At 41.3% G+C, this 12,904-nt stretch carries 12 protein-coding genes; 7 read left to right on the top strand and 5 right to left on the bottom strand.

Going from position 1 to position 12,904, the window contains the following annotated elements; genetic code table 11:
• Window positions 1–8: 8 nt before the first annotated feature.
• A complete protein-coding gene (ccoN, locus tag A136_RS19305; RefSeq protein ID WP_009846707.1) occupies window positions 9–1,442 on the bottom strand; it encodes a cytochrome-c oxidase, cbb3-type subunit I in 1,434 nt (477 codons plus the stop codon).
• A gap of 252 nt (window positions 1,443–1,694) precedes the next feature.
• Between ccoN and A136_RS19300 the strand changes: the two genes are divergently transcribed.
• The 5 genes from A136_RS19300 to A136_RS19280 all read left to right on the top strand — a co-directional run bounded on the left by A136_RS19300 (window position 1,695) and on the right by A136_RS19280 (window position 7,556).
• The gene (locus A136_RS19300; protein ID WP_017063856.1) at window positions 1,695–2,060 is read left to right on the top strand and encodes a hypothetical protein; all 366 of its coding nucleotides are present in this window, start codon (window positions 1,695–1,697) and stop codon (window positions 2,058–2,060) included.
• 114 nt (window positions 2,061–2,174) lie between these two features.
• Window positions 2,175–3,359 carry an FIST signal transduction protein gene (locus A136_RS19295; RefSeq protein WP_017063855.1) on the top strand — a complete coding sequence of 395 codons (1,185 nt, stop codon included), beginning with the start codon at window positions 2,175–2,177 and terminating at the stop codon, window positions 3,357–3,359.
• Entirely contained in the window at window positions 3,359–5,080 is a 1,722-nt protein-coding gene (locus A136_RS19290) for an ATP-binding protein (protein WP_017063854.1), read from the top strand. Before A136_RS19295 ends, A136_RS19290 begins: the two co-directional genes overlap by 1 nt.
• A gap of 932 nt (window positions 5,081–6,012) precedes the next feature.
• On the top strand, window positions 6,013–6,615 hold the full coding sequence (locus A136_RS19285; protein WP_017059668.1) for a porin family protein: 603 nt from the start codon (window positions 6,013–6,015) through the stop codon (window positions 6,613–6,615).
• A gap of 338 nt (window positions 6,616–6,953) precedes the next feature.
• Window positions 6,954–7,556 (top strand): DUF2971 domain-containing protein, encoded by a 603-nt coding sequence (locus tag A136_RS19280; protein ID WP_017063853.1) that lies wholly within the window; start codon window positions 6,954–6,956, stop codon window positions 7,554–7,556.
• A 100-nt stretch (window positions 7,557–7,656) separates the two neighbouring features.
• On the opposite strand, the gene A136_RS19275 is transcribed toward A136_RS19280, so the two are convergent.
• The 4 genes from A136_RS19275 to matP all read right to left on the bottom strand — a co-directional run bounded on the left by A136_RS19275 (window position 7,657) and on the right by matP (window position 10,226).
• Window positions 7,657–8,877, bottom strand: a complete 1,221-nt coding sequence (locus A136_RS19275) for a hypothetical protein (RefSeq protein WP_017063852.1) — start codon at window positions 8,875–8,877, stop codon at window positions 7,657–7,659.
• Between the two features lie 144 nt (window positions 8,878–9,021).
• Complete coding sequence (locus A136_RS23065; protein WP_017059671.1) at window positions 9,022–9,333, bottom strand: hypothetical protein; 312 nt, start codon at window positions 9,331–9,333, stop codon at window positions 9,022–9,024.
• A gap of 105 nt (window positions 9,334–9,438) precedes the next feature.
• Window positions 9,439–9,747 (bottom strand): DUF3634 family protein, encoded by a 309-nt coding sequence (locus tag A136_RS19265; RefSeq protein ID WP_017059672.1) that lies wholly within the window; start codon window positions 9,745–9,747, stop codon window positions 9,439–9,441.
• A 23-nt stretch (window positions 9,748–9,770) separates the two neighbouring features.
• Window positions 9,771–10,226, bottom strand: coding sequence for a macrodomain Ter protein MatP (matP, locus tag A136_RS19260; RefSeq protein ID WP_017059673.1), 456 nt, complete (start codon window positions 10,224–10,226; stop codon window positions 9,771–9,773).
• A gap of 189 nt (window positions 10,227–10,415) precedes the next feature.
• On the opposite strand from matP, the gene A136_RS19255 reads away from it, so the two are divergent.
• The gene (locus A136_RS19255) at window positions 10,416–12,068 is read left to right on the top strand and encodes an AAA family ATPase (RefSeq protein ID WP_017063851.1); all 1,653 of its coding nucleotides are present in this window, start codon (window positions 10,416–10,418) and stop codon (window positions 12,066–12,068) included.
• A 70-nt stretch (window positions 12,069–12,138) separates the two neighbouring features.
• Complete coding sequence (gene fabA, locus A136_RS19250; RefSeq protein ID WP_017059675.1) at window positions 12,139–12,654, top strand: bifunctional 3-hydroxydecanoyl-ACP dehydratase/trans-2-decenoyl-ACP isomerase; 516 nt, start codon at window positions 12,139–12,141, stop codon at window positions 12,652–12,654.
• The last annotated feature ends 250 nt before the right edge of the window (window positions 12,655–12,904 follow it).

The raw sequence follows: 12,904 nt of genomic DNA, 5'->3' as shown, positions 1-12,904 counted from the left end.
AAATCTCCTTAAGCCGGTTGAGGGATAGCTTTAAGGCTATCTTTAGGTGCAGAAACAGTTTTGTACGTGTTGTATGCCATTAAGAACATACCAGATAGGAAGATGAAACCACCTAAGAAACGTACAAAGTAGAACGGGTAAGACGCTTCTACAGATTCAACGAAGCTGTAAGTTAATGTACCGTCAGAGTTAACTGCACGCCACATCAGACCTTGCATCACGCCAGAGATCCACATTGCTACAATGTAGAAAACCGTACCAATCGTTGCTAACCAGAAGTGAACATTGATTAGGGATACAGAGTACATACGCTCTTGACCAAATAGTTTAGGAACTAAGTGGTAAACCGAACCGATAGAAACCATTGCAACCCAACCTAACGCACCAGAGTGAACGTGACCGATAGTCCAGTCCGTGTAGTGAGATAGTGCGTTAACCGTTTTGATTGCCATCATTGGGCCTTCGAAAGTCGACATGCCGTAGAATGATAGAGAAACGATTAGGAAACGTAGGATTGGGTCGTAGCGAAGCTTATGCCACGCACCAGATAGAGTCATAATACCGTTGATCATGCCACCCCAAGATGGAGCAAACAGAACCAAAGACATAACCATACCTAGAGATTGAGTCCAGTCAGGAAGTGCAGTGTAGTGTAGGTGGTGAGGACCAGCCCAGATATACAGAGACACGAGAGCCCAGAAGTGAACAATCGACAAACGGTAAGAGTAAACAGGGCGACCAGCTTGTTTAGGAACGAAGTAGTACATCATGCCTAGGAAACCAGCTGTCAATAGGAAGCCTACCGCATTGTGTCCGTACCACCATTGCACCATTGCATCGATCGCTCCGGAATAAATCGAGTACGATTTAAACGCAGAGACAGGAACAGCTAGGCTGTTAACGATGTGCAACACGGCAACCGTGATAATGAAGGCTCCGAAGAACCAGTTTGCTACGTAAATGTGCGATGTCTTACGTTTAATCATGGTTCCGAAGAACACGACCGCATAAGCTACCCACACAAGAGTAATAGCAATATCGATTGGCCATTCAAGTTCTGCGTATTCTTTACCAGAGGTTAAACCTAACGGTAAAGTAATTGCAGCGGACAGGATAATCGCTTGCCAACCCCAAAAGGTAAAGGCTACGAGAGGGCCACCAAAGAGACGCGTCTGACAGGTACGTTGTACAACATAATATGATGTTGCAAACAGCGCACTTGTACCGAACGCAAAAATAACCGCATTAGTATGCAGGGGACGTAAACGACTGTACGTCAACCACGGCGTATCAAAGTTTAGCTGTGGCCAAACTAATTGAGCGGCAATCAAAACACCAACGCCCATACCGACAATACCCCACAAAATTGTAACTAGGGTAAATTGACGGACGACCGTATAGTTGTAGTTTTGTTCAAGCTGCTTTTCTTGGCTCATTTGCATGCTTCCAATTTCTTATTTACTACACTTTACTTCCAACACGACTCACGTCGTAATGCCACCCAAATTAGAAAAGGAAATTCAGCCTATTCAGGGCTTTATTTCCACTTGCTGATTTTAAAAAAAAGTGGCATTTTCAACGCGACACTATACTTGAATTAACAAATCAATGACAGAGTAGTAACCTTACGCTTGGTCTGGAATTGGATTTTTATTTAAAAACTTTGAACTTTGTAACAAGGAGTAAAGATTATAATGGCGGCACAAAAGCTAACAAAAGGCAGGCTTGTTCAAATTATCGTCATGTTGGTTGTTTTAATAGCTGCATTTACTTGGAGAACAGTAACATACGATAATAACGAAACAGTAAACTGTATAGTTTCAAAACCTTGTAAATTTGGTATTGATAATCATAATATTTCAGTTTCAAGCAATAACCTAGGGTATTCGATCGAAACATCTAAAACTGGCAAATTTATCATTAGCTATAATGAAAGCGGAATTCTGGAAGAAAAAGGACCATCAAATTGGCTGTTACAAACTAGTGATAAGACCTCCTCAATAACGGTTACATTTCCACAACAGGTGAGCACGTTTTCTGTAAACCTTTCTAAGGAGTAACTGAGAGAAACTGGGGCACACCTCGGTTCTTTTGATAGAAACATGTACCAAATCAGTGAAACACAATGCATTAAAGTGTTATAAAGAGAGCATTAATAAAGTTACCCAGAATCTATGAAATTTCTATCAAAAGTCTCTTACTCCCTAGACGATAAAATCGCAGTAGATGAGTTGCTCAGCGGGGTGGAAAACCCTGACGATATTGCTTGTCTTATTTGCTACTGCACAGAAGAGTATTCGACACTCGCTGTGCAGAGATATTTCGTAGATGCTCTCCCGAACACTCCCATACATGGCTGTACTACTTGTCACGGCATTATGACCGAAACTGGTTTTCATTCTGGTCCAGTCATTGGCGTCCTCATTATTCATGACTCGGGGATCAACGCCTATGGTACGGGAATCGAACATTTCAGCGACTCCATAGACCGCAGTACCTTCAGCGCGATAGACAAAGCACTCAAGAACGCCAACCGAGAAGGTGAAATTCCTGATCTTATCTTGCTGCATTCCACACCGGGTAACGAAGAAAAGGTGATGGCGGCTATCGATAAGAAATTTGGTACTGAAGTGCCAATTATTGGTGGCAGTGCTGCAGACAACCAGGTTTCCGGAAATTGGAGTATCTTCACCGAAGAGTCGCTGTCTATAAATGGTGTGTCTTTAACGGTAGTGTTTGCGTCTCAGTCCATCTATTCCTCTTTCAGCGCGGGTCATACGCCTACGCGGTATTCAGGCACCGTGACCAAAGTAAGAAACCGAATTTTGTTGGAGATAGACCACAGGCCAGCCGTCACCGTTTACAACGAATGGACTAATTTCCACTTAGATGGCAGTGATGATGGCTACATATTCGAAAAGTCGTCAGTCTACCCATTAGGCAGGAAAGTCGGCTCTTCTTACGATTACCCATATTTCAAATTGTCTCATTCGATCAGAGAGACGGAGTGTAATGGGATTGAGCTGTTCACAGACATCAGTGAAGGCGACACCATCTACCTGATGCAAGGGTCTAAGCAGCAGTTGATTAGCCGCGCCGCGAATATCATTCACTCCTCATACTACAACGACATGGATCTTGAAGAGAAACTAGGGGCGATCAATATCTTTTGTGCAGGCCCAATGTTGAACCTTAAACAAGATATGGATGAGGTTTGTGACCAAATAAATCAAGCACTTAATGGGCTCCCATACATATGTCCATTTACGTTTGGTGAACAAGGCAGGCTCTCTGGTGGCGAGAATGCACACGGGAATTTAATGGTATCGTCTGCAACGTTTTATAGGTTGAAAAAGTAATGGGTTCTGAAGGTCAAGAAGCGCTGCAAGAAGCACGTATTGAACTGCAAAAACTAAAAGCCCGTGAGCGAAAGCTGGCTGAAGAGAACAGGGTGATCTTATCAACCATCTCTGCGATCAGTAAGGCAAGTAACATATATAAGATATTCTCCAGTCTCGAGTTCGTGCTCAAAAAATACATTAAGTTTGATGACTTTATCGTGGTATCAAGGGTAGGGAACGAAGGCAGTTTCAAAACCCTGCTAAGCAATAACAAAGTCTTCGAACAGATGAATTGGAGTGATTGTGGCAAGTTATCTCGAGTGATCAATGGAGAATGCGCCATCCTTTTTGAACCCAAGTCTCTGGGTGAATTCAATTCCTTACATCCCATTATCCTCGATCAAATCAACTCTGTTCTAATTACTGGTATCGATAGCGGACTAACACAATCCGTCATCATCTTTATCCACTCGAATACCAAGCACTTTAGTATTGAAACTAAGGCCACACTAAACCGTTTTCGACCGTTGATAGAGCGTGCTGTTTTCGATATTGAGAACAAAGAAAAGCTTGAAGCAACCGTTCGAGAACGTACCGCAGAGCTTGTCACAGCAAGAAAAGACGCAGAAAGAGCCAACAAGGCCAAGTCTGAATTCCTCGCGATGATGAGTCATGAATTAAGAACACCGCTAAATGCCATAATTGGCCTAATAGACACCCTAAAATCCACATCATTGAACGAAGAACAACAGTCTATACTGCTTAATATGAGCACATCATCTGAGCTATTGCTGGCAATTATCAGTGACGTATTGGATTTTTCTAAGATTGAATCTGGGTGTTTCTCGTTGGCTCCTCAATGGAGCAACGTAAGAGACACTGTAACTTTTGTATTATCTGAACAAAAGAAGACAGCAGACGATAAAGGTTTGCCGCTAACAGTAACTAGCGATATCCCTGAAGGTGAACTTCATTACATCGACCCAAGTCGCTTGGCACAGATCCTATTTAATTTGATCGGTAACGCGATTAAGTTCACTGAGCGTGGGCATGTCCATGTTTCTATAAAGTACCAGCAGAGCTCTTTCTATATAACGGTGGAAGACACAGGGATTGGCATTAGCTCGCAACAACTTTCGTCGCTGTTCAGTCCATTTGTGCAAGCTGATAGCACAATCACACGTAGATTTGGTGGCACAGGTTTAGGCTTGGCCATCACTAAAAGACTGGTTGAACTGATGCGCGGGCGCATATCGGTAAAGAGTGAGCCTGGAAAAGGCTCCAAATTCGAAGTACAGTTGCCAGTGCTTACTAGAGTTACGAATAATCTGGCTAACAAAGAAGACGAATCTTCACGAGAGTTAAGAAGCCGTTATTCAGTGTTAGTTGTCGAAGACAATCCAACGAATCAAATGGTGATAAAGTTAATCCTTACAAGACAAGGCCACGAGGTTTTCATCGCAAGTAATGGTGAAGAAGCGATTGGCTTTATTGAAAGAGGCAACGAATCAATAGACATTATCTTAATGGATGTGTCGATGCCGGTCATGGATGGATTAACCACAACCAAATACATGAGAGACGCAAACATCAAAACACCAATCGTTGCGCTAACAGCACACACATCAGTAGAAGACAAATGTTCGTGCTTAGATGTCGGCATGAATGATTTCGTGACCAAGCCAGTAAGAACTAAAGAGATCACAGAAGCAATTGATCGATTAATGCTTGAAGTCTAATAAACGTATTCTTAATCGAAGATTAGGAAATATGTTTATTAGGTATTTTATGGTAAATAGCCTTACTGTTAAATAGAACATCGATTTGGTAGATAAACAAGAGGCAGGGCATCGCACAAAGATACCTGCCTTATAAACATCAAAACCCATTTAACATAATATACATAATACGCACCAAAAAGGAGGTTGAAATCTGAGAGGTTTCAGGGCCTGTTGTAATTTTACGTACAGCACCGCATGAATGTATCTATTTAATTACTGGCTGGCTTTGACTCCGCGTTAATTGGATTAAATCGTGATGGCTTTATCACATGTCTGCTCAAACTTAATTAAGACTTCTAATTACGGATGCCTCTCCAAAGTTAGTCCAGAGTCTCTGCTGGTTGAGTGTTAAAAGCTATTACCCTGATTTTGCTTACCAAAAGAACCTAGATGATTAACGCTTCCACTAACTCTCGGTCTATTGTCCGTACTACCAATAAACTGAAAAGACTTGGTTACTCTTGTTCGCTAGATTTAACGGTCCCAAAAGACCAAGCGAACTCCCGAATCATCTAGTCTTGTTTACCTATGTTGGCTTGTTCTTCACCAAATTGAATCAACTATCAACGTCATCAGTAACATCCGTACTCGTTTTTCAAACCACTAACTTTGAATTTTCTGATGCCCAACGGTCATTGTTACCAAACTGCGTTGCCATCCAAAACGAACTTCTATAAACGACTTGGCTAATCGTAAGTTACAGTGCAACATAAATTCTATTAACCTCTGTCTGGACTATATTAACTTGTCTCATAACTGCGATAATGACACTTCTATTACCAACAAGTCTTTAAAATCAGATCTTTAGGCTAGTTCTCAATTAGTTAGAGTATCTTTTGTTTGTTAACATATTCTGGAACAGAATAACTTATTATCTTAGAAGGCTTTACATGAAAATCAGTACAATCGCCCTATCGCTATTCACCGCTTTTTTTGGCATCAGCTCGCAGGCGCTTGCTAGTGAAAACGAAAACTCACCTAGAGAGCATGGTCATTTTTATGCTGGTGTTGATATCGGCTTTTATAATGAAACTGAATTAGAATATCGTGGCAGCGCCATTGAAGATTCATCTGATCTATCAGACTTTAGCTATAACTTGGTTGGAGGCTACGAATTCAATACACATGATGTCGTCAAACTGGGGCTAGAAGCCGAGTACCGAAAAATCGGAAAAGTTAGCTATAACGACTTAATGGATATTGAAGGCCATGCTTTCTTCGTAAACATTAAACCAAAGTTTATTGTTGAAGGTGACGTATTAGATCTGTATGTATCTTTATTAGCCGGTGTTGGCTCTATGGATATGGAAGCGAAAGCTTTTGGAGTATCAGACTCTAAGTCTGAAGCAGCCTACCAAGTTGGTGCTGAGCTTGGTGCGATGGTAACAGACAACATCGATATCCATATTGGTTACCGCTATGCAAACGTTGAAATTGAATCCATCGATGTGTCACCTCAAACCGCTTACCTAGGTGCAAGGTACCACTTCTAAACTTGATTCACTCGTAGGCTCAATACTACTAAAGCCGTCCTTTTAAAGCTCGGCTTTAATTTTAATCACCTATTTCCCTACTCGACCTCTACTTTGACAAGACAATTCAACCATAAATAAAGTTACGTTGTATCTTCTGTAAAAAGTTACAACTTGAAAGCTTTGCCCTAACGCAAAATAAACCACTTTAACAGGCTACTATTTCGTGTTTAAATTTTTATCTATCAAACAGTTATACGAATAAATTTGGTGATTAAGCAATCAAATGCTATGCATTCAATCCTTAAAAATAAATTAAAGTGTTAACATCAGGCAATTTTGTAAACTAGGTGTTTGATATGTTGCCTAAACTTTATAAGTTCAGATCGCTCCACGACAGAAACATACAATCTATTTCCGAGTGTTCGTTGTGGTTTGATTACGCTAAAACTTTTAATAACCCTTTTGAATCTAACCACGCATTCAACAAAGAGCTTCAACAAAACTTTAAGATCATGTGTTTCTCTCAGTCGAACGACCACCCAATACTATGGTCGCAGTATGGTGACAACTTTAAAGGCATGTGTATCGAGTATGATCTCAACTGCTATAACGGCGAGGCCAATCTCAACTGTTTTGAAGTCCAGTATGAAGACGAACCGAATATGTTCCGCCCGACATCGCTAAGAGGTTTACAAACATCAAGACTGGGAGCTGAGATATTCAAAATTAAGCATTCTAATTGGCGTTATGAAAAGGAATACCGCTGGGTATTACCTGATGACGAGATGATCGGAAATAAACTCTACCTTAATAGAGAGTGCCTAAGCTCGGTGATTCTGTCAGAGCACGCTCCTGCCGACAGGAAATTGAAAGTTCTGATGACTTGCCAGCGCCTTGGTATCCCTGTTAAACACGCAATAGCAAAGCAAGAGTCGTTTACCTTCGAAGTGGTCAGTTAAGTAGAGTGTAATCCTACTGTTTAGCGCCAAAACAAGACATTCACATAAAGTTACAGCGCAACAAAAAAGAGAGCGACATTAATGAGACTCTCTCTTTTTATTACATGTTCACCGTAAGCTTTCCCAATCCTTTATCTTGCATCTGCTCAATCGTCGCGATAGACATTTGAACAGTTGAAAACCAATAAGGTCGGTGCTTAACGTTAAATAGTTCACTATTATCTAACGCCTCGAAAACAGAATATTTTCTACCTTGAGCCAAAGCTGCACCATAAACCGTTCGCTCAAGTACTGGAATGTCATTCACTTCCTCTAGAAGTGCCCTCTTGATGAACTGATTTCCAGGGCTCCAATCTATAAATTCAACGAGGTTTTTTAGTAGCTTAAGCTCTAGCTGCTCGACCATTGATTCAAGAAACTGTGTGTTTGGCATCACCTCAGTACAAGCATAATATTCGTCATGCTTGTCACTTGCTTCACGATAACCAAGCATCGTTTTTACCAATGCGTCTTCAAACGTTGAAGAAAAGTGGTTACAAATTAAAAACAAAGGCAGAACTCTCAACACACCAAGTAAAATGCCTACGTTAGGATCTTTAACCGACGTTTCTTGAAGTCGAATTCGAGTCGCATTTGACGTCACGACCAAGTGTTGCCAAACCTTAGGTGTGATGTGTTTAATGTTGCCATCATTCCACTTAATCAGCTGTTGACTCATTAACAATGGGAACAATAAACGACAATTTTCTATTCCTATTTGTCGTGCTGCAACTTTTGGATCGAGAATTACCTTAGATTTCTTTCCATATTTATCTGCAAACTCTTGATTGGAAACAAACTCGATTAAACTTGAGCTCAATGGCCTACTTTTCGCGGATATTTCATGGAGTTTGGAAAAGTTTAAAGATGGCGAATACGCAACACTAGCGAACTGATTGTAATCGGGTAAGTCTGAAAACAACGAACTTATTAAGGTACCTTGAAGCTTCTCAAGCATTAGCGCAGAAGCGGCATTGCTGACATCATCGATAACGTATCGTAAGGTTTGTTGCTTCGCGTCGACTTTTTCACGACGAGCATTGACTCTATCCTGCTCGCAGCGCAATAAAATACGTTGATTGTGAGATATGCGGTCAGATTCATCAAATATGACACTATCACAATACCTATTTTCCAAACTTAGTAACGTGTCTACTGTAGATTGTGCGAGCTTATATTCAGGTGAGATTAACCATCGATTAAAGCGAGCTTCAACATTGATTGAGACCTTCCTTGAGATCTCAACTACTTCAGGGGTATAACTTTTATTTGCTAACAACAACCGTGACTTTCCTTTGCCGTAAATGCTCTTGTATCGGCATATCCTGCCTTTATAACAAAACTAATATTAATAGAAATTAGAGATTGGTTCACGAAATTGTTTCAATAAAATTAAGGATATTTAGTTATAGTGCGTTGAGAGTGGCTAGTGTGTGATATGTAGCCGGATATACTTTTCTGGAAAGCTGTATTTGAACCTTTTCTTCGTCGGTAGGTGTTTTTTCGCCTGCTTGCAAACTTTACTATCTCCAGACGTTCTCACCTTTTTGATTCTTGCATAACCTTTAGAGTGCTTCATCTCAATCATCAGATCGCAATAACCCTCGAAATCAACATTACTCTTGTTGAGCCCTTTCATGACGGTGACTTTTATCTTTTTAGCTACAGGATTAACCAATGCATCGTCGGGAAAAGCGACTGGGGATAAAAAACATAATAGTAATACTAGATATCTCATACTGCTCTCTCTTTGTTGAGGGTGAGAACAGTATGCGGAGATTTAAGAGAAATGAAGGATTAACTTAGTATGAGGATTGACCAGCTAACGCGTAACTCTCAACGATTACGCTTTCTTTGAGCCTTTAGACTTAAAACCATTATGCGGGAACACGTTACGAATACGTTGCTGTACGTTTTTAGGAACATCTTTAGTGAACTTGAGATTGTAACCAGAACGTTTTGCATACACTTTTAGCTCGCCTTTAAAGGTATTGTTATGACCAATCTCTTGAAGGTTGTGCTTAAAGCTCGGTGGAAGATGCCCTTTAACTTGTTCGATCGCCCCGTCGCTAAATTTAATTTTCAATACCGGTCGATCGACTGCTACTAACCAAAAAACTAATACCGCACCGATTAAGATTACGTACATCATAATGTCACCACTACTGTTGATGGTTATTTATCGTCAGAAAGGAGCTTGCTTAAGTCTTCTTTGAGGCTAGTCACCGTCTTGCTGGCCTGCTCACTACGAGACGCTTCGCTAACCAAATACTCGATGGCATCTGAGAGCGTACAACCTAGCTCGTTCGCACGTTGAGATAGCTTTTCCCATACACGGTAATCAAGGTCGATTGATTTCTTCTTTGTATGAACTTGTTCAGCATTGAAGTGGCGTTTTCGCTTAGCTCTGATCGCTTGTTTAAGCTTGTTATCGAGCTCAGGAGACATGTTGTTAGAGATCCACTCAAGAACACCCGTAGGCTGGTGTTCCAGCTTCAATAAGGCTTTAACAGCAACGTCAGCTTCACTTGAATCTATGTGGCAGGTGATCGACTCGCCTTCTTTCCATTTTTTGACCAGATAGTTCCATTTCCAACCACATTCCAAGTTTTCAAGTTGCTGATATTTCATGTCTAATCTCGAGAGTTAATCCTAGTGACAGCGTAACCCAAAATAGGCTATTTAACAATTATGATCTTGAAAGAATAGACCAAGATCATACTTATATTAGCTTAGTGATTAGTAACTACAACATAGAGCTACAAGCGAGATCGGTTTTTCTATATACTCCCTACCTCATTATCATAATCAGAAACTTAAATGACTCAAGTAGATTGGCGACATGTTACGCCTCAGTACGACGAATATAGCGCTCAATTAGAGCAATTCCCTGACATCTCGCCTTTCCCGTTTTCAGATATTCAACATAGATTCAAAGATGCGTTAACCCGCTTTGTCCGTTTGTCTAACCTTTCGCGTGTTTTACTTGTAAACGCTCCAGACAATTCGATCTATCGTCAAATGATTGTTGAATCTCTAGTCACTGCTTTAGATGATCACACTCTGCCGGTTATCAAAACTGAGTCTTTAAATGCTGCCTCTCTATTTGACCAAGTTCAATCGAAAGACGGTAAGGTTATTGCGACAAAACCTGGCCTACTGGCTAGAGCAAACAACGGTTATCTGATCGTTTCAGCAAACCTGATCTTGGCAAACCCAGGAAGCTGGTTACTGCTTAAATCTGCGCTGCTTGGTGAAGCTGTAGAGCCTATCAGCAGTAACCCTGAACACTTGAATCAGTCGCCAACCTTACCTCTTACTTACAATATTAAGTTAATTGTAGTTGGAGACAGAGCTCAACTAGGTGACCTTGATTACCTAGACAGCGATATTCAAACCGGTTTTTGCCTATTCAGCGAAATTGAACAGGACATTAAGCTCTCAGAAGACACTCTGACTCAATATCTTGGTTACCTTAAGTGGCTTCAACAACGCTATGAATTACCAAACATCACGCAACAAGCGTTGACTGGCATTCTTACTGCCGGAGCAAGAGAAACCGAAGATCAAAGCTATATCCCACTGTGCCCTATTTGGCACAACGCGTTATTGAACGAAGCTTTGATTGAAGCCGACAATGGTGAGATTGATATTCACCATATCCAGCAAGCTCAACAGCACAAATACAACCGTGAATCTTATCTACCAGAACGCGCCCTTGATGATATTCGTGATGGCCAAGTCATTATCGAAACTGAAGGTGAACAAGTTGGTCAAGTTAATGGATTGACGGTCATCGATGTACCGGGACACCCGATATCGTATGGTGAACCTGCACGAATTTCCTGTGTTATTCACTTTGGTGATGGTGATATTGCCGATGTTGAGCGCAAAGCCGAACTTGGTGGTAATCTTCATGCAAAAGGTATGATGATCATGCAAGCATTTGTGAGCAGCGCACTCAACCTTGAAGATCCGCTACCTTATGCCGCTTCTGTGGTATTTGAGCAATCGTATTGCGAAGTAGATGGCGATAGTGCTTCTCTTGCAGAGCTTTGCTCTTTGGTGAGTGCTTTGTCTGAATACCCTATCAATCAACAAATTGCGGTTACAGGTGCAGTTGACCAATTTGGACGTGTGCAAGCTGTTGGCGGGCTAAACGAGAAAATCGAAGGCTTCTACCATGTGTGTAAGCACAACGGCTTAACTGGCGAACAAGGTGTGATCCTTCCAAGATCGAATTTAAGGCACCTCGCACTAAAGCCTGACCTTATTGAAAGCATTAAGAATGAAGAATTCCATATTTGGTCTGTGTCTAATGTAGACGAAGCAATTCCTCTCATTATAAACAAGCCATTTAGAGACGATGAACAAGAAAGCGTTCTGAGTAAAATCGCGGAACGTATTGAAAACTTTGAAAGACATGAGCACCCTATTGGAATCGTTGGACGCATTAAAAACTGGTTTGTCTAGTACTGATCGGACTTGTTTAGCGTACACCTGTTCACTAATATGCACCTATCAAAAATCGGAGTAATTGATAATGCAAAACAAACGTGATTCTTACACTCGCGAAGAGCTTCTAGCATCAAGCCAAGGCGAACTATGGCCACAAGGCCCTCAACTACCAGCACCGAACATGCTAATGATGGATCGCATCACTAAGATGTCTGAAACTGAAGGTGATTACGGTAAAGGTTTAGTTCTTGCTGAGCTGGATATTACTCCTGACCTATGGTTCTTCGATTGTCACTTCCCAGGTGACCCTGTAATGCCTGGTTGTCTAGGCCTTGACGCAATGTGGCAGCTGGTTGGTTTCTACCTTGGTTGGGTTGGCGGCGAAGGTAAAGGTCGTGCTCTAGGGGTTGGCGAAGTGAAATTCACTGGTCAAATTCTGCCTACAGCGAAAAAAGTAACTTACGAGATCCACATGAAGCGTGTTGTTAACCGTCGTCTAGTTATGGGCCTTGCGGATGGTCGCGTACTTGTTGATGGTAAAGAGATCTACGTTGCTAAAGATTTGAAAGTTGGCCTTTTCCAAGATACGTCAGCATTCTAATCTAATAGTTAGATTTTTAGTAAAGCAGCCCATGGCTGCTTTATTTTCGTTCCAATAAACTTAGTTATAGTGCATTAAAATATCCCGTATTAAGCTTGAAACAGGATAAATCCACCAGCGATACGCTTATGATAGCGAAACTAGAATGCTACATAGCTCTGGGAGTCTTTGTATTGTTCTGAAACTAACAAGGCTCCAGCCGTTGTAATCAACAGACAATGGAGCCCTGACCTTGAATTCTTTACGCCCT

The sequence above is a fragment of the Vibrio crassostreae 9ZC13 genome, assembly GCF_000272045.2.
Lineage (GTDB): Bacteria > Pseudomonadota > Gammaproteobacteria > Enterobacterales > Vibrionaceae > Vibrio > Vibrio crassostreae_C.
Note: the sequence above shows the minus strand (reverse complement) of the source record. Positions and strands in the feature narration are given on the sequence as shown.

What these genes read in the sequence shown, in the direction of transcription:
- fabA (WP_017059675.1), top strand. Translation starts at nt 12,139, where the DNA reads ATGCAAAACAAACGTGATTCTTACACTCGCGAAGAGCTTCTAGCATCA.
- A136_RS19295 (WP_017063855.1), top strand. Translation starts at nt 2,175, where the DNA reads ATGAAATTTCTATCAAAAGTCTCTTACTCCCTAGACGATAAAATCGCA.
- A136_RS19255 (WP_017063851.1), top strand. Translation starts at nt 10,416, where the DNA reads ATGACTCAAGTAGATTGGCGACATGTTACGCCTCAGTACGACGAATAT.
- A136_RS19285 (WP_017059668.1), top strand. Translation starts at nt 6,013, where the DNA reads ATGAAAATCAGTACAATCGCCCTATCGCTATTCACCGCTTTTTTTGGC.
- A136_RS19280 (WP_017063853.1), top strand. Translation starts at nt 6,954, where the DNA reads ATGTTGCCTAAACTTTATAAGTTCAGATCGCTCCACGACAGAAACATA.
- ccoN (WP_009846707.1), bottom strand. Translation starts at nt 1,442, where the DNA reads ATGCAAATGAGCCAAGAAAAGCAGCTTGAACAAAACTACAACTATACG.
- A136_RS19290 (WP_017063854.1), top strand. Translation starts at nt 3,359, where the DNA reads ATGGGTTCTGAAGGTCAAGAAGCGCTGCAAGAAGCACGTATTGAACTG.
- A136_RS19300 (WP_017063856.1), top strand. Translation starts at nt 1,695, where the DNA reads ATGGCGGCACAAAAGCTAACAAAAGGCAGGCTTGTTCAAATTATCGTC.
- matP (WP_017059673.1), bottom strand. Translation starts at nt 10,226, where the DNA reads ATGAAATATCAGCAACTTGAAAACTTGGAATGTGGTTGGAAATGGAAC.
- A136_RS19265 (WP_017059672.1), bottom strand. Translation starts at nt 9,747, where the DNA reads ATGATGTACGTAATCTTAATCGGTGCGGTATTAGTTTTTTGGTTAGTA.
- A136_RS23065 (WP_017059671.1), bottom strand. Translation starts at nt 9,333, where the DNA reads ATGAGATATCTAGTATTACTATTATGTTTTTTATCCCCAGTCGCTTTT.